General features: G+C 69.2%; 16 protein-coding genes. 7 read left to right on the forward strand and 9 right to left on the reverse strand.

All coding sequences use genetic code 11. The annotated features are described in order from the left end of the window. Window positions 1-102: 102 nt before the first annotated feature. The gene (locus ABE85_RS03230) at window positions 103-2,655 is read right to left on the reverse strand and encodes a penicillin acylase family protein (RefSeq protein WP_067269998.1); all 2,553 of its coding nucleotides are present in this window, start codon (window positions 2,653-2,655) and stop codon (window positions 103-105) included. Window positions 2,656-2,889: 234 nt separating this feature from the next. Here ABE85_RS03230 and ABE85_RS03235 point away from each other — a divergent pair, with 234 nt between their 5' ends. Both ABE85_RS03235 and ABE85_RS03240 read left to right on the forward strand, forming a co-directional pair. Further along, a complete protein-coding gene (locus ABE85_RS03235) occupies window positions 2,890-3,474 on the forward strand; it encodes a hypothetical protein (protein ID WP_157521892.1) in 585 nt (194 codons plus the stop codon). Then, window positions 3,474-3,884: a hypothetical protein gene (locus tag ABE85_RS03240; RefSeq protein WP_067270000.1), complete on the forward strand. Its 411-nt coding sequence runs from the start codon at window positions 3,474-3,476 to the stop codon at window positions 3,882-3,884. The genes ABE85_RS03235 and ABE85_RS03240 overlap by 1 nt, the downstream gene beginning before the upstream one ends. Before the next feature lie 6 nt (window positions 3,885-3,890). Here the strand turns inward: ABE85_RS03240 and ABE85_RS27330 are convergent, their stop codons facing one another. Both ABE85_RS27330 and ABE85_RS03245 read right to left on the reverse strand, forming a co-directional pair. Further along, window positions 3,891-4,040 carry a hypothetical protein gene (locus ABE85_RS27330; RefSeq protein ID WP_157521894.1) on the reverse strand — a complete coding sequence of 50 codons (150 nt, stop codon included), beginning with the start codon at window positions 4,038-4,040 and terminating at the stop codon, window positions 3,891-3,893. A 91-nt stretch (window positions 4,041-4,131) separates the two neighbouring features. Continuing rightward, window positions 4,132-5,124 (reverse strand): DUF2968 domain-containing protein, encoded by a 993-nt coding sequence (locus ABE85_RS03245; protein ID WP_067270002.1) that lies wholly within the window; start codon window positions 5,122-5,124, stop codon window positions 4,132-4,134. A gap of 209 nt (window positions 5,125-5,333) precedes the next feature. On the opposite strand from ABE85_RS03245, the gene ABE85_RS03250 reads away from it, so the two are divergent. The 5 genes from ABE85_RS03250 (at window position 5,334) to ABE85_RS03270 (ending at window position 10,563) form a co-directional block, all read left to right on the forward strand. Continuing rightward, on the forward strand, window positions 5,334-6,017 hold the full coding sequence (locus ABE85_RS03250) for an MEDS domain-containing protein (RefSeq protein ID WP_067270003.1): 684 nt from the start codon (window positions 5,334-5,336) through the stop codon (window positions 6,015-6,017). 11 nt (window positions 6,018-6,028) lie between these two features. After that, window positions 6,029-8,110: an ATP-binding protein gene (locus ABE85_RS03255; protein ID WP_067270005.1), complete on the forward strand. Its 2,082-nt coding sequence runs from the start codon at window positions 6,029-6,031 to the stop codon at window positions 8,108-8,110. 28 nt (window positions 8,111-8,138) lie between these two features. Continuing rightward, the gene (dusA, locus tag ABE85_RS03260) at window positions 8,139-9,218 is read left to right on the forward strand and encodes a tRNA dihydrouridine(20/20a) synthase DusA (protein WP_082938275.1); all 1,080 of its coding nucleotides are present in this window, start codon (window positions 8,139-8,141) and stop codon (window positions 9,216-9,218) included. 25 nt (window positions 9,219-9,243) lie between these two features. Then, the gene (locus tag ABE85_RS03265) at window positions 9,244-9,825 is read left to right on the forward strand and encodes a methylated-DNA--[protein]-cysteine S-methyltransferase (protein WP_067270007.1); all 582 of its coding nucleotides are present in this window, start codon (window positions 9,244-9,246) and stop codon (window positions 9,823-9,825) included. A gap of 90 nt (window positions 9,826-9,915) precedes the next feature. Next, a complete protein-coding gene (locus tag ABE85_RS03270; RefSeq protein ID WP_067270008.1) occupies window positions 9,916-10,563 on the forward strand; it encodes a hypothetical protein in 648 nt (215 codons plus the stop codon). A gap of 9 nt (window positions 10,564-10,572) precedes the next feature. On the opposite strand, the gene ABE85_RS03275 is transcribed toward ABE85_RS03270, so the two are convergent. The 6 genes from ABE85_RS03275 to ABE85_RS03300 all read right to left on the reverse strand — a co-directional run bounded on the left by ABE85_RS03275 (window position 10,573) and on the right by ABE85_RS03300 (window position 15,899). Next, a complete protein-coding gene (locus ABE85_RS03275) occupies window positions 10,573-10,959 on the reverse strand; it encodes a cupin domain-containing protein (protein WP_067281749.1) in 387 nt (128 codons plus the stop codon). A 109-nt stretch (window positions 10,960-11,068) separates the two neighbouring features. Then, window positions 11,069-11,887: an AraC family transcriptional regulator gene (locus ABE85_RS03280; RefSeq protein ID WP_067270010.1), complete on the reverse strand. Its 819-nt coding sequence runs from the start codon at window positions 11,885-11,887 to the stop codon at window positions 11,069-11,071. Window positions 11,888-11,894: 7 nt separating this feature from the next. After that, window positions 11,895-12,941 (reverse strand): recombination-associated protein RdgC, encoded by a 1,047-nt coding sequence (locus ABE85_RS03285; RefSeq protein ID WP_067270012.1) that lies wholly within the window; start codon window positions 12,939-12,941, stop codon window positions 11,895-11,897. Between the two features lie 139 nt (window positions 12,942-13,080). Beyond that, window positions 13,081-13,788 carry a DsbA family protein gene (locus ABE85_RS03290; protein WP_067270014.1) on the reverse strand — a complete coding sequence of 236 codons (708 nt, stop codon included), beginning with the start codon at window positions 13,786-13,788 and terminating at the stop codon, window positions 13,081-13,083. A gap of 22 nt (window positions 13,789-13,810) precedes the next feature. Further along, on the reverse strand, window positions 13,811-14,806 hold the full coding sequence (locus ABE85_RS03295) for a succinylglutamate desuccinylase/aspartoacylase family protein (protein ID WP_067270015.1): 996 nt from the start codon (window positions 14,804-14,806) through the stop codon (window positions 13,811-13,813). Between the two features lie 136 nt (window positions 14,807-14,942). Then, window positions 14,943-15,899 carry a PIG-L deacetylase family protein gene (locus ABE85_RS03300; protein WP_067270016.1) on the reverse strand — a complete coding sequence of 319 codons (957 nt, stop codon included), beginning with the start codon at window positions 15,897-15,899 and terminating at the stop codon, window positions 14,943-14,945. Window positions 15,900-16,118 lie beyond the last annotated feature (219 nt).

Raw genomic sequence — 16,118 nt, forward strand, 5'->3', positions numbered from 1 at the left:
TCCACCGTCCTATCGCTCCCGCGATCGGATGCCACAGCCGGCCGCGCCGCCTCGATGTCGAGGCGGTCGGCCGGCTGTGTCGTTGCGGGCCCGTGTTCCGGGTTACTCGCTGATCGTCTTCGTCGAGAAGGCCGTGTCCTTGGCGATGTCGGCCTCGGAGAACGGCACCTTCTGCCACTGCCCGGCGCTGTAGGCGCGCGTGTAGTCGCTGTAGTGCGCCGAGACCGGATCGTCCGACTGCGAGAAGGTCAGGAAGGTGTAGGCCTCGACGTCGCCGGCGGGGAAGCGCACGACTTGCATGTAGCTGTTGGCGCTGGTCGCGGTGTTGAGGTCGTAGCCGCCCTGGTCCAGCCGGCTGAGCGCGCAGGCCACCGTGTAGTAGCCCTGCGGCTGGCCGCAGCCGCCGAACAGCGGGATCTTGTCGCTGCCGCGCGTGGCGAAGAGCGTCTCGCCGCGCGTCGCGTTGAGCGCGAAGCCGCTGGCCTGCACGCGCAGGATCGCCGCGCCGAAGGCTTGCTGCAGCGTCGTCTTCATGGCGACGTTCAGGTCGCGCGGCGTGTGCAGCGGATCGGCGCTGCTGAAGGGCACCGCGAACAGCGAGGCCTCCGGGATGCGCGAGGCGCGCGTCCAGAACTCGTCCCACACATGCGCGCCGCGTGAGGCGAGCAGCGCCTTGCCGTCCCACGCCTGCAGCACCGCGCAGGCCTCGGTGGGATCGACGCTGCGCGCCGGGCTGAAGGTCTCGCCGGTGGCGGGATCGCCGTTCACGGTGAACGCCGTCGGCGGTGCGCAGAACATCGCGAGCGCCTGATCCCGGAAGAGCTCCGAGGTCAGCGTGCGGCTGTTGAGCACCATGGCGCGCACGGTCTCGCTGGTGGCCTTGTTGCCGGCATAACCGTCGGTGCCGGCCAGCCGTCCCTGGGCCAGCAGATGCGCCAGTCGCGTGCGGAAGCTGATCGAGCTCGTGCCCGCCGGTCCGAGGATGTCCGGGAATCCGGTCAGCGGCGCGGCCGTGTTGGCCAGCCAGTAGCTGTCGTTGCTGTTGAGCACGTAGTCGTCGCGCAGCAGGCTGGGCATGCGGGCGGGGCCGATCGCGCCGGGCTGCTTGGAGTCGGGGTCGGTCAACCAGTCGCAGCTGCTCTTGGAACCGTCGAGCACCGGCGTGCGCGGCAGCGCGGCGCTGAGCGCGTTCGTGAGCGGTGTGGCGCAGCTCGAGAGCTGCGCGGCGGAGACATTGGGCATCGCGCCGATGTCGGCGTACCAGGCCTGGCTGCCGCCGCGTCCGACGGCGACGGTGTTGACCCAGGGGATGGCGGACTCTTCGCGCTGGATGGACTGGAACTCCTCGAGCGTCTTGGCCTGGCTCCAGCGCATCCACACGCGGAACACGCGGAAGTTGTCGCCGTTGATGTCCCGGATCGCGAAGGCGGTGTTCGTGTTCCAGCCCAGCGCCGCGTTGAGCGGACCGAGGTTGACGATCGGGCCGTACTGCGACTCGTAGAGCGTGCGCGACACCGGCGCGACGCTGCCGTCGCCCTGCTTGACCTGCACGGTGATGGCGCGGGCGGTCATCTTCACGGCGGCACCGTCGCGCTGGTAGCTGGTCGGGTCGCCGGGCGTCAGCGTGAGCTGGAACAGGCCGTAGCGGCGCGCGGCGGAGACGGTGTGGCTCCAGGCCACGTTGTCGTTGTAGCCGATGAGCACGATCGGCTGGGCGAGGAAGGAGGCGCCGGCGACGTTGAGCTCCCCGGGCACGGTCAGGTGCGCCTGGTAGAAGCGGTCCGGGCCGCGCCAGTACCAGTGCGGATTGCCGAACAGCAGCGGGCTGGCGTCGCCCGTGGCCGCGGTGCCGAAGCCGATCATGTTGCTGCCCACGCCGTCGTTGCCGCCGACCTGGAAGTCCGGCAGATGCGCGGTGGCGATGGTGAGCGGTTGTGCGGCCGCGTTGCGCGCGCGCCGTCCCGCGTGCGTCTTGCCTGCCGTTCCTGCGGCCATGGCCATCGTGGGCGAAGCGGCTGCGGGTGCCGTCGCATTGGCGATCTGCGCGACGAAGTTGCTGTAGCCCGCCGCGAAGTGCGCGCCGTACATGCGGCGGAAGATGTCCGTGTCGGTGACGGGCACGACCCAGGCCTCGTTGCGGCAGGCCGCATGGGCGGTGGATTCGGCGCCGGCCTTGATCTCACGGACGTAGCGGTTGTAGCCGGCGGCAAAGCCGGCGACCATCTGCTTGAGCTTGTCGGGCTGCGCGGCGATGAAGCGCTGCATCACCTCGTCGTTGAGGACGTGGCGGTGATAGAAGTCCGAGTCGAGGTTCTTCGGTTGTCCGATGGTGCCCTGGAAGGGGATGACGGCATCGGCGCCGAAGTGGCGCGAGCGTTCCCCGCGGAAGGTGAGCATCGAGTTGGCGATGGTGCACAGGTCGTCCTGCGCCTGCGCATAGCCGTAGCCGTAGCCGGCGCCGCCCCAGTCGGCGGCCTTGATGTGCGGCACGCCCATGGCGGTGCGCCGGATCTCGGCGTTGTACTTGAAGGCGGGTGGCGTCCCGTCGCCATCGTCATCGCCGCCGCAGCCGGCGAGCAGCGCGGCCGATCCGACGGCCAGCGCCAAGGTCATTGCATACAGCGGGCGCCTGCCGCCTCGAATGGAAAGTCGCATGGTGTCTCCCTTTGCTCTTTGATAGTCGGCGCGCCGGGGCGGGCCGGTTCGTCTCAAGCATAGGGGCATCGAAGCAATGACTTGTATCCGTAGGCGCAGGGGGAGTGACTCACACGAAGGTGTGTCCCCCATTTAATCGCCCTTCGAGGGGATTCGGCATCGGCGGATCGGCTCCGACACTGCATGCATTCGGGTTGAACGCATTCAGGAATGCGAGAGAAAGCGAGGACGACGATGGCGATGAATGTGATGTTGGAACAGGCGAAGCAACTGGTGAATCGACTGCCGCCGGTGGTGGGTCGGCCCCAGGCGGAATTCGACGAGATCGTGGCGTTGCTCGCAGAGCCGACCGCGCTGTTCGGAGAGCCGACCGCGCTGTTCGGAGAGCCGTCGACAGCGTGCTACGGAAGCTGCTCCAGCGTGACGGCGGTGGTGGATTGGTACCGGCTGGCGGAAGACATGGACCAGGTGTTGCGGCATCACCGTTTACGTTGGCCTCAGGTGATCCAGATGCTGCAGGTGGCGGCGCAGGTGCTGAAGGAGCACTCGCTGCAGCTGTGCAATTGCCCGCCTCGTATCACCCGGTCTCCGAAAGAGACGGAGTTCGTGGCCATGCGCTACGAGCTGAGCGTCGACGCGCCGTGGGAGATGGGTTTTGTACTCACCAGCGATTGCTCGTGGCGCCTCATCGATCTCGATCTGCACGAGCTGGGCGTGAGGATCGCGTTCAGGGGGCGTTGGGATGGACCGTTTGAAGAAGAGCTTGCTATCGATGCCGTCGTCGAGGATGGCGACGACGAAGACGAGGAGTACGACTGATGGCAACGTCAACCAAGGATCTGTTGGCGCAGGCCCTGGGAGCAAGTCACCACGGGGCCGAGGCGCGGCGTCGCGCCACGATCAGTCGCGCGTACTACGCGGCGTACCACCGATGCCGGGAGTGGGCACTATCGCTGCCGCGGTCGACTGAGACCGTCTCGAAGGCGCATGGCGTGCACGAGCAACTGATTGATCGTCTCGCCAATCCGCCCCCTTCATGCCCACGGGAGAAGCGCAAGGTGGCGCGTCAACTGGCCGGTCAACTGTCGGCATTGAAAGCGCGGCGTGTGGCGGCGGACTACAAGCTCAGGCGCGCCATCTCCGAGAACGAGATGCGCATGCAACAGAGCGAAGCGCAGGAACTCTTCGCGTGGTGCGACGGCTCGCGCCGACCAGTTCGCGGGCCCTGAGCTCATTCACTGCCGCTTGAAGTACTGCACCTCCCGCTCGTGTTTCTCCGCGGCCTCGCGGGTGTCGAAGGTGCCGAGGTTGCGGCGTTTCCCCGTCTTCGGATCGGGGTTGCGGGAGTAGAGGCGGAACTGGCCGTTGCTGAGCTTGCGGATCATGGGGTGCTCCTGATGCTCGACGGCCGTGGTGGCCGGATGCACGGAGTCTTTGCCGATCCCTGACCGGTGTCTGTAGGACGAGGAGCCGCCGCTAGCGAGAGGCCGCCGACACCGGCCCCGCCGAGCGGCCCGGCAGCAACGAGGCACGCGTCTCGGCCTGGCGCACATAGTCCTCGTACGCCCGCGTCGCCTCGGCCGAGTCCCGGCTGCGCAGCATGGCGACCACCGAGCCCTGCCGGGTGAGCGACACGAGGTACTGCGAACTCTCGGCGTTCCAGACCAGGCGCGCCACCTCGTCGCCGAAGCGTGCGCGGCGCAGGGTCTCGACGGCGGAACCGGCCACGCGCGGCTCCACGGATTCGCCCGTCGTCGCGGAGATCTCGCGCGCGGCCATGGGCGTGTCGCTCCTCGGCGTGGGCGCGTCGCCCCTTGTCGACGGCGCACGCGCGATGGCTCCCTCATCCGGTGCGCCGATGGCGGCGATGGCCACGGGCACACGAGGCGGCGGCGGCGTCAAAGGCGCCGTCGTCGGCAGGGGCGCCGTCGCAATCCCGGTTGCAATCCCAGTCGCCGACGCCGACGCCGACACGACCGTCACCGGCATCTGCTGACCCAGCAGCACCGGTCGCCCCACCTCGCCGAGGCCGGCCATGCGGCGGAAGCTGTCGTAGCTCCGCCAGGCATCGGCTTCCTCGTTGGCGGTGAGCGTGCGTCGCACCGTGCCCTGCTGCGTCACGGCGACGTAGTATTTCTTTGGGAGAGTCGTCCGCGCCCAGACCTGGATGGCGATGTCGCCGTCCTCGGCATGCCGGGTCACGACCACCGTCTTGGCGGCCATCCGCTTGCGCAGGTCGGCGATGTCGGCCAGTTCGGACTTCGCCAGGTTCGACGCCGGCTGCGCGGCGGGGAGGCTGGGCGTCCCGGCCTTCGCCGCACCCGGTTGCGTCCTGGCCTTCGCCTGCGTTGCCTGCGTCGCATGCGCCGACGGCAGCGCCACCCCCGCGGCGATCAGCAGCGCGAGAACGGGAACGTGGAGGCACGGGAGGCCGCTGGCGGAGCCAGTCGGGCGGCGGAACGGGAACATCGGACGTGAGGCAGAGACCGGCGGAGGCGGCGGGAATGTTACGACGGACGCAAGACCTGGCGTCGCCCGGTTCAGGGGCTCCGATGCAATTGGAAACAAGCCTCTGCCTCCAAGGAGGGGTGACCGGCGCTGGTCATCGGCGGTACGGGGTGGTAGCGGTACGGGGCCTACACTCGCCACGGGCCGCTCGGGCCTGACAAGGGGCCCTCATGTGCAATACGACGTCCATCCTGCCCGCGCTGGAGGCCATGAAGCCGGGTGACCACTACTGCGGCCTCTTCCGGAGCGACGCCGATCAGCGCCACATCACGGTGGATTTCGTGCGCCTGGGCATGGAACGTCACGAGAAGATGCTCTACCTGGTGCATCTCCAGACCGCCGAACGCCTGCGCGCCACCCTGATCGACGCCGGCATCGACGTCGACGCCCTGGTGGCGAGCGGCCAGCTCGTCGTGCAGGCCGCCAAGGACGTCTATCTGATCGACGGCGTCTTCGATCCCCGCATGATGATCGCGATGCTCGGTCGCGAGACCACCAGCGCCATCGAGGCCGGTTATGCGGCCCTGCGCGTCACTGGCGAGATGTCCTGGGCCCTGGAAGGGGACCCGGGCACCGAGCGTCTGGTGGAGTACGAGGCGCTGCTCAACGACTTCTACGCCACCGGCGCCAAGACCTATTCCATCTGCCAGTACGACCAGCGGCGCTTCGACGCGGAGCTCCTCCTGGACGTGCTGCACACGCATCCCCGCGTGCTGCTGGACACGGAGGGCATCGACAACTCGTCGATGTACTACGTGCCGCCGCAGGCCTTCCTGGCCGCGGACCGCAACGGCGGCATCCTCGAGACCCGGCTGGCGAACCTGACGGGGGCGACCGCCTCGGCTCCGGCCTGAACGACCGCGTCGTGAGCTTCGACCTGACCGGCTTCGTGCAGGAACTGATGGCGCTGCGGCGTCCGCAGGACCTGCTGGAGCACGCGCGTCGCGCCGCAGCCGCCGTGACGCGCCAGCCGGCCTTCGCGTCGCATCTGCAACCGGGACGGAGCTGGGAGCAGGCGACGGTCGCGCGGGGCGACAGCGTCGACGCGGCCTCGCTCGTGCCCATCCGCTCCGCGCTGCATGCCTTGCATCGCCGGCTGTCGATGACCGGCGGTCCGCTGCAGATCGCGCGTGGCGCGGAAACCGCGTCCATCTTCCACGCCTTGTTTCCCGACGGCCCCATCCACCTGGCCGTGGTGCCGCTGCGCAACCGCGCCGGGCGGCTGACCGGCGCGCTCGTGGTCGGCGGCGATGGCGACGGCGACGGCGATGTCGATGTCGATGTCGATGTCGATGCCGGCGTCGCAACGACGGCGTCCGACACCCTGCAGACCATCGCCACGCTGGCGGGCTCCGCGCTGGAGACCGCCTGGCAGCAGGCGGCGGCGCTGCGTGACCAGGAGCGGATGCAGCTCTTCTCCGAGACCACCGAGGAAAGCCTCTGGGACTGGCATGTGGCGCTCGACGACCTCTGGTGGGGGGGGCACGTCGACCGGCTCTTCGGGGGGGCGACCCGCAGCGGCATGCGGTCGGACTGGCGCCGCACGCGTGTCCACCCGGAGGACGTGGAACGCGTCACCCGCGCCTTCGACGCCGCCCTGCGCGGCGAGGCGTCCGCATGGAACGCGGAGTACCGGCTCCGCGATGTGGACGGTCAGGCCGTCCATGTCCGCGAGCACGTCTATTTCCTGCGCGAGGCCGATGGGCGCGCGCATCGCGCGATCGGGACGGTGCGCGACATCACCGCCTTGAAGGTGCTGCTGCTGCGCGAGACGGCGGCGCGTGCCGACGCGGAGCGCGCCAGCGGAGTGAAGGACGAGTTCCTCGCGATGCTGGGCCACGAACTGCGCAACCCGCTGGCGCCCATCGTGTCGGTGCTGACGCTGCTGGAGCGGCGCGCCGGCGCGCCGGACCGGCCGCTGGAGATCCTGCGCCGCCAGACGCAGCATCTGATCCGGCTGGTGGACGACCTGCTCGACGTCTCGCGCATCAGCAGCGGCAAGGTCGAACTGAGCCTGCTCCGCACGGACATCGGGCCGCTCGTCCATCGCGCGCTGGAGATGGTGCACCCCCTCATCGAGCAGCGGCGCCATCGGGTCGTCCTCGAACTCGACGAGGACCTAGCGGTCGATGTCGACGCCGCGCGCATGACGCAGGTGCTGTCCAACCTGCTGGCGAACGCGGCGAAGTACACCGAGCCCGGGGGACTGCTCACGGTCTCCGCGCATGCGGAGGCCGGCGTGGAGGGAGAGGCCACAGAGGCCGGCAAGGACGGAGAGGGCGGCGACGTCGTGATCACCGTCCGGGACGATGGCATCGGCATGTCCGCCGAGGCGCTGGTGACGGTCTTCGACCTGTTCACCCAGGGGCGGCAGGCCCTGGACCGCGCGCAGGGCGGCCTGGGACTGGGGCTCAGCATCGTCAGGAACATCGTGACGCTCCACGGCGGCACCGTGGAGGCCCGCAGCGACGGCATCGGGCAAGGCTCGTCGGTGGTGGTGCGGATTCCGCGCTCCCGGTCGTCGTCGTCCGAGGTGCGGACCGGCGCCGAGCCCGAGGCGGCCCGGGCGGTCCCGGCGAGCGAGCTGCTGGTGATCGACGACAACGAGGACGCCGCGAACCTGCTGGGACAGCTGCTGGTCGAGCAGGGGCATGCGGTGCGGATCGCCCACCATCCGGACGAGGCGCTGCGTCTCTTCGCGGAACAGGCGCCGCAGGTGGCTTTCATCGACATCGGCCTGCCGACGATGGACGGCTACGAGCTGGCGCGGCGTCTGCGCGCGCAGACGCCGGGCGACGGGTCCAAGCTGGTCGCGCTGACCGGGTACGGACTGGCCTCGGACCGGACCAAGGCCCTGGCCGCGGGCTTCGACGAACACGTGGTGAAGCCGGTGTCGCCGGAGCGCCTGGAGGCGCTCATCACGCAACTGACCCGCGCGCCGGACTGAGGACGGGCATCGCGGGATAATCGGCCCCATGTCCTCGAAGTTCTCCCCCTGGCGCCTGTCCGTGGCGCCCATGCTCGACTGGACGACGGCGGATTGCCGTTATCTGCACCGGCTGCTGACCCGCCACACGCTGCTCTACACCGAGATGGTGACGACCGGCGCGATCCTGCACGGCGACAAGCCCCGGCACCTCGATTTCAACGAGCAGGAACACCCCGTCGCGCTGCAGCTCGGCGGCTCGGAGCCGGCCGATCTCGCCGCCTGCGCGAAGCTGGCCGAGCAGTGGGGCTACGACGAGGTCAACCTGAACTGCGGCTGCCCCAGCGAGCGCGTCCAGCGCGGCGCCTTCGGCGCCTGCCTGATGGCGGAGCCGGCGCTGGTGGCCGACGGCGTCAAGGCGATGCGCGACGCGGTGTCGATTCCCGTCACCGTCAAGCATCGCATCGGCATCGACAGGATCGAGAGCTACGACTTCGTCCGCGACTTCGTCGGCCAGGTGTCCGAGGCTGGCTGCGAGGTCTTCCTCGTCCATGCGCGCAACGCGTGGCTGCAGGGCCTGTCGCCGAAGGAGAACCGCGACATCCCGCCGCTGCGGTATGAGCTCGTCCATCGCCTCAAGCAGGAGTTCCCGCATCTGACGATCGCCATCAACGGCGGCCTCAAGACGGACGACGAGATCGCGGAGCAGCTTGAGCACGTCGACGGCGTGATGATCGGCCGGCAGGCTTATCACGAGCCCTGGCAGATGGCGCAGTGGGACCAGCGCTTCTTCGGCGAGGCGCAGGCGCCGGTCGCGAGCCGCGAAGCGGTCGAGGCGCAGTGGCTGGACTATCTCGACAAGCAGGTCGTGCTGGGCCGCCCGTGGTCGCAGGCGATGCGTCACGCGCTCGGCCTGTGGAACGGTCTGCCCGGCGCGCGCCGCTGGCGCCAGGTGTGGTCGGATCACAAGCTCAAGGCGATGGCGCCCCGCGAGGTCGCGAAGCTCGCCACCGCCGCCCGCACGCAGGCCGCCGAGATCGCCAGCCAGCATCCCGCATTCAAGCAGCCAGTCGACCCATCGATTGACACGTCGATCTCGCACGTCGATCCGGCGCCTGTCACGAACTGACCCTGCGACGGACCAGCATCGCATCATGGCGCCGCAAGTCTTCTTCCATTGCTATCCGACGGTGCTCGGTCACTGCGGCATCGCGTGGACCGAGCGCGGCATCGTCGGTTCGCAGCTGCCGGAGGAGAGCCTGTCCGTCACGCGTGATCGCATGCGGGTGCGCTACCCCGCGGGGCGCGAGGAGACGGACTTCGAGCGCCTGCCCGAGCCGGTGAAGCAGGCCTGCCTCGGCGTGCGCGCGCTGCTGGCCGGCGAGGCGCGCGATCTGCTCGAGGTCGAGCTCGACGACAGCGCCGTCCCGGCCTTCGACCGCGAGGTGCTCGCGTTCACGCGGCGCATCCCGGTCGGGCAGACGCTGACCTACGGCGAGGTGGCGTCGCGGCTCGGACAGCCGAACGCGGCACGCGCCGTCGGCCGTGCGGAGGGCCACAACCCGTTCGCACCCATCGTGCCCTGCCATCGCGTGATGGGCGCGCCGACGGCCGGCAAGGCGGCGAACCTCACGGGCTTCTCCGCGCCGGGCGGCGTCGTGACGAAGCTCAAGATCCTCGCGATCGAGGCGCGCGCGACTGGGCAGCAGGTCGGCGAACAGCAGGATCTGTTCTAGGCAAGGAACGTCCTGCGAACATCGGGTGGCACGCGAACACGAGATGTCGTCCGAACACTGAGAGGCCCTTGCGACTTCTCGGAACTTCTCATGTTGAACGGACTCTCCCACGTGATCGCCGCCGACCCCGCGTCGACCTTCCTGTCTGATACCCGCCGGAGCGGCACCGACGGACCGGGCGCCCACATCGGGCCAGGCTCCGCAGACACCTCGGCGATCGATCGCGCCACGCAGGTCGACCAGGCCAACGCCTTGTTCAAGAAGATCTTCGACGACGAGGAGGCCTGGCTCGATCCCCAAGAGCAGCGTTCGATGATCGGCGCCATGGCCGGCGTGGGCCTGGCAATCTCTGGATTCGACGGCTTGGGGGTGAGGGTCCGCCAAGCGATCGCGGACAGCTCTTCCCCGGATTACGTCCCGCGCCCTGGCGCCCGGGTCTTGGAAATCGTCTACGGCCCCGGTCGTGATGGAACGCTCCGGATCATGGCGACAATCAACGACAGCGTCAGAGTTCTCAACCGGCATCCTCCGATAGGGTTCGGCGCGTTGGACGTCGAAGGCGTTGTCGAGGCGCTGTCCGGAGCGCTGCGCCGTCCTCGGGGGGAGAGAAAGACCGACCTTTCGCCGGGTGATGCCGATGACTTCGGGAAGTCGCTGCGCAGCGCCATGCGCCGGGTCGTCGAAGACGATCCAGCGGAGTTCCTGCGCCTGGCGCGACAGGGCGCCCGGGTGTCTTGATCGGACGACTCAGACCCAGCGGTCGTTCGGCTGCGTGCGCTCGTTGTGCGCGGCGCCGGTGTTCACCACGCCGCGCGGTTCGATGACCAGGATGTGCGTCTCGTGCGTGGCGCTGGGCTTGTGCTCGACGCCGCGCGGGACGACGAACAGCTCCCCCGCGCGCAGCGTCACCGCGCCATCGCGGAAGTCCAGCCGCAGTTCGCCGGCGACGACGAGGAAGGCCTCGTCCGTCTCGGCGTGCGCGTGCCAGAGGAACTCGCCTTCCACCTTGGCGATCTTGAACTGGTAGTCGTTCATCTCGGCCACCACGCGCTGCGACCACTGCTCGTGCAGCAGCGAGAGCTTGTCGGCGAGGTTGACGGCGCGGTAGTCCCGGAGCGGCGTGGGGCCGGTGATCGGGTGGGGGTAGTCGTTGTCATGGCGTTCAAGGCGGTCAGCGTGCGGAAGTCGGTTGGAGCGCCCATCTTGGCGACCGGCCGGCGGTCCGTCTTGAACGATCGTGCGTCTAGCTCGAACTGTCCGACATGCGCAGCCACCGCGCGGGCGTGACACCGAAGGCCTTCGCGAACTGGCGCGTCAGATGGCTCTGGTCCGCGAAGCCGGCGTGGACGGCGCAGTCCGCGAGCGGCTGTCCGGCGAGCATCAGCCGGCGCGCGAGGTCCAGCCGCCGCAGCGTCAGGTAGCGATACGGACTGGTCCCGAAGCTGGCGCGGAAATCGCGCGAGAGGCTCCATCGATCGCGGCCCGCGGCGGCGCCGAGTTCCTCCAGCGTGACGGCGCGGTCGAGCCGGTCGTCCATGAACTCGCGTGCGAGGAGGGCGGCCCGGTAGTCGCCGCGCAAGGGGCGCGGCGATGAGCCGGCGGCCAGCTGCAGCGCGGTGGCGAGTTCCAGCAGCCCGTCGTCCTGCTCCAGCGGGTCGAGCGGCGCGGCGAGTTGCGCCAGCAGCGCGCGCGTCGCGCGGGCGAGGCGAGGATCGGTCGACACGCCGCCCGGCACGAAGGGCAGGGCGACGCCGCCGAGCATCTCCTGCAGCCGCGCCGGCGCCAGGTAGAGGATGCGATAGCGGAAGCCGGCATCGGTGCCCGCGTGCCCGTCATGCGGCTCGTCCGGATGCAGCACCACCGTGTGCCCGGCCAGGCTGTGCCGCAGCGCCGAGCGGTAGGTGAAGGACTGGACGCCGCTCAGCGTGCTGCCGATGGCGTAGGTGTCGTGGCGATGCGGCGTGTAGGCCTCGCCATGAAAAAAGGCCTCGAGTCGATCGAGGCCGTCCTGGCCCGCGCCGTGACGCACCCAGTCGGTGTCCGCGGCGGGGGCATGCGTCATGGCAGGCTCAGTCCCAGGGCGCCGCTTCGGTGGCGAGGTCCTCGTCCTTCGAGGGCGAGGCGGTCTGCGACGCCTTGGCGTCCTTAGCATCGGTCGCCGCCGGCTTGGCCGCCGCGCCGCCCGGGGCATGTTCCGCCGCGATCTTGGCCGACTGGCCGATGAAATCCAGCTCGCCGCCCAGGCCCTCGATCATGTCGGGGATCAGCTGCGAGAGTTCGCCGGTCGCCAGCGCGGCGTCCACGTCGAAAGCCTCGTCCTTGGCCGGCTTGTCGCGGCCGTCGAAGACGATGTCCAGGAACTTGATGCCCTTGATCTGCATCGTGTCCGTCAGCGTGAAGGACACGCGTTCCTTCCACGTCATCGCCAGGCGCGTCGGCATCTTGCCGCTGGTCAGGTGCGCCTTCACCTCGTCGGTGTCCAGGTTGTGGCGGGCGTAGCGCACCGCGGCCTTCATCTCGTCGGCGGCCTTGAGTTCGCAGTCGCGGTCGATGATGAAGTCCGCCGGCGGCACGCCGTCCATCAGCCACGCGGACATGCAGGCGGCCGGCGATTCGGCGCTCTGCAGCAGGTGCAGGTTGATCGAGGAGTCGGCCTTCACCAGCAGCGTGATCAGCTCATCGGCCTTGCCGATCGAGCCCGCGTCCACCATCAGGAAGCCCTGCTTGGGGGAGATCCACACCTTCAGGTGGGACTGCAGCGTGAACGCGCGCGGCAGCAGCTCCAGCGTGGCCTGGTCCTTCATGTCGCGCTGCTGCTTCTTGCCGGGACGGCGACCGGTCTCGAGCTCGACGCGCTCGACCATCTCGTCGACCTTCTCGCGCACCACCGAGCCCGGCAGCACACGCTTTTCCATGCGCAGGCTCAGCAGCCAGTGGTCGCCGATCTCTTCCAGCAGGCGGGCGCCCGGTTCGCCACGCGGCGGCACCCAGCCGGCCGACAGCGCTTCCGTGGCGCCGCAAGGAACGAAACGCTCGTTCTCAAGGGCATCCTCGAGCTTCTCGAGATTGGGCTGCCAGTCGTTGGACAGACGGTAAACGATCAGGTTCTTGAACATACGGACGACAACTCGCGACAACTACAGACGACAGCAATGAAAACGGGGCCACGCGGACGACGCGGGCCCCGTTCAAACGATGGGGGATTGTCTCAGTTCTGGCGCTCGCGTCGGCAGCGGAACAACCCCCTTGCGTTCGTTACGACGCTTGCGCTTGCTGTTCGCTGGCGATCTGGCGCAGCGCCTGCTCGAAAGCCTCCGGTGGCTGGCCGCCCGAGATCAGGTACTTCTCGTTGATCACGACCGCGGGCACCGAGCTGATGCCACGGCTCTGCCACAGCGACTCGGACTCGCGCACGTCATCGGCGAACTCACCGCTGTCGAAGACGCGTGCCGCTTCAGCGGCGTCGAGGCCGATCTCGCGGACCGTGTCCAGCAGCGTCTCGCGGTCGCCGGGGTTCTTGCCGTTGGTGTGATACGCCGTCAGCAACGCGAGCTTCAGATCGCGCTGCGCCTGCGCCGACTGCAGCCCGGCCCAGTGCAGCAGCCGGTGCGCGTCGAAGGTGTTCCAGACGCGGCTGCGCGCGCCTTCGGTGAAGGTGAAACCGACGTCGGCGCCGCGCTGCTTCAGATGCGCGCGGATGTCCTTGCGCTGCTCGGGCGTCGAACGGTACTTGCGCGACAGGTGCTCTTCGATGTCCTCGCCCTCGGGGACCATCTGCGGGTTCAGCTCGAAGGGCTGGAAGTGGAGGTCGACCTTCACGTCCGGCACGCGGGCGAGGGCCGTCTCCAGCGACTTCAGGCCGACGGCGCACCAGGGGCAGGCGACGTCGGAGACGAAATCGATGCGCAGCGGTTGCAGCGGCTGGCCGGTGGGAACGGAGGCGGAAGCGGTGGTGTCGTTCATGACACCCACTCTAGCCAGAAGCTCAAGTCAACACGCGGTCGCTGGGCTTTGCCAGATAGAACCACTCGTGGCCGGGCTCCGCGTTGTTGTTCGGGAAGACGATGCGCCCGCCGAAGGGCGCCAGCACCGGCGTGCCGTCGGCGCGGGTGCCGATGCGCTCGCCTTCGGCGATCGCGTCGAAGCTGGCCCAGGCGCGGGTGAACGCGTCATCCATGCTCTCGCGGTCCACGACTTCGTAGAGCTGCAGGCACTCCACGGGGCGTTTCGGGTCGGCGAGCTCGACGCTCTCGGGCGCGATCATGCCCAGCAGCACCAGCGTGCGCAGGATCGCCTTGAACGCGACCTCGGGACCCTGCGGATCGGCGTGCTGGCCGCATTCCAGCGTGATGCAGTAGCCGCCGGTGCTGCGCATGTACTCGGTGGTGCCGACGCCGTAATGCGGGTCCTGCTGCAGCGCCATCTTGCGCGAGCCGTCCGCGGCCTTGTCGGCTCGGCGCTTCAGGCCCAGCGCGTAGGTCGACAGCCAGCCCTCGACCAGACGGGAGGTGCCGACGGCCATCGCCAGCGCGCTCTCGGCCGCCTGGTGGCGGAAGGGCTCCAGTCCGCCGTCGTTGTCGCGCGGGCCGATCATCGCGAAGGCGGGGCCGGGGTTGTTGAAGCTGTGCAGGTCCAGCAGCACGTCGCTGGCGGCGATCCACGGGCACAGGCGGTTGGCGATGCGGTCCTCGAAGTCCTGCGGGATCGGGTTGACGCGCAGGTTGCGGTTCAGGTTGCGTTCGCCCTCGCGGCGCTGCAGCCGGTGGGCCAGCGGATTGACGATGGGGATCATCGTCAGCGTGCCCTTGAGCAGCGTCAGTGCGCCCTCATCCAGCATCGCCAGCACGCGCTGGATGCCGCTGACGCCGGCGACCTCGTTGCCGTGTACGGCGCCCGTCACCAGCAGCTTGGGGCCGGGCTTGAGGCCGGCGAACTGGTGGACGCGGAGATGGGTCGGGTGGTCGGTGCGGGCGTCGCTCATGGCGTGGCGGAGGGGCTCGAAAAAGGAACGCCAAGCATAGGCCCGCACGAGCCCGCGCACCGCGCTGGCGTGCGCGGCGCGTATGCCGGAAACGCGGGCGGCGATGAGTTGAAGTTGGGGGCCGGAAAGGAGGCGGTCAGTCGCCGAGCAACGCTTGCGGATCGAGCGGCGCGTCGCAGGACCAGTGCGTGTTCGGCAACTCGCCGGCGGCGACGCCGTCGACCCAGCGCGTCAGCCGGTACAGCGTGCCGAAGGCGAAGTCCGGCGGCGCTTCGCCGGGACCGGCGAGGAGCTCGCCGCCGCGGCGCACGTTGTCGGCCATCCAGGCCGGCAGGCGCAGGTGATATGGGTTGCGGGCGATCTCGCCGTGGTGGCAGGCAAGCGCCCGCACCAGCAGCGCGGTGTCGCGCTGGCCGGTCTCGACGAGCGTCGTCGGCGCCGGCTGCGTGGCCCAGAACTCGGTGTGCGCGAAGACGGTGGAGATCTTCGCCTGCGCGAGCGCCTCGCTCACGAGCAGGTGCACGCCGATGTGGGTCGGGATGCCGTCGCCCGCGTGCGGCACGAGGATCAGCGCGGGCTTTTCGGCGACCAGCAGTTCGGCGACCAGCCGGACCTGCTGCTGCCACAGCGGCGTGCGCGCGGCGGCGGCTTCCGGCTTCACCTGCTCGAAGCCGTCGGCGGCCAGCAGGCGGAGGTCGAAGCCCAGCACGTCGCAGGCGGCGCCGAGTTCCGTCCAGCGCTCGGCGCGGCGGTCCTGCCGGCTGCCCAGGGTCACGGCGATGTTGGTGACGCGCCAGCCGGCCTCCTGACGCAGCCGCAGCGGTAGCGCGCCGACGATGCATTCATCGTCCGGATGGGGCGCGAAGACCAGCACATGTGGCGCACGCGTCACGTGCGGCACGTGCGATGGCTTGGTACCGGAACCAGCCGGGACCGGCTTCGACGCCAAAGGACTCACACCGGTACGCACGGGTTGCCGCAGCACGGCATACCAGCTGGCGATCCAGGATTCCCAGTCGGCCTGGCTGGCGGCGGGGCTGACGGTCGTCGGAAAACTGGGCGTGGAGGCCGGGGAAGGGGCGTTCGCGTTCATCGGCGGGGCGTTGGCGGCCCGGGCGCCAAGCGTCCGGGCAAGTTCGAGCTACCCATCTTAGCGGGGCGGATCTCTGAATGGTATTACATTGGTAGTAAAACTAGATCAAGACCGGTGTAATCCCGGACAAGACCGGTTGAATCGCCTCAGGGAGCCCGCCGTTGGCCCCCTGTCAGCCCCTTTCGGCCCTTTTCGGCCTTTTCGGCCATTCGCCGCGTC

This window comes from Mitsuaria sp. 7 (assembly GCF_001653795.1).
In the GTDB taxonomy this organism is placed as follows: Bacteria; Pseudomonadota; Gammaproteobacteria; order Burkholderiales; family Burkholderiaceae_C; genus Roseateles.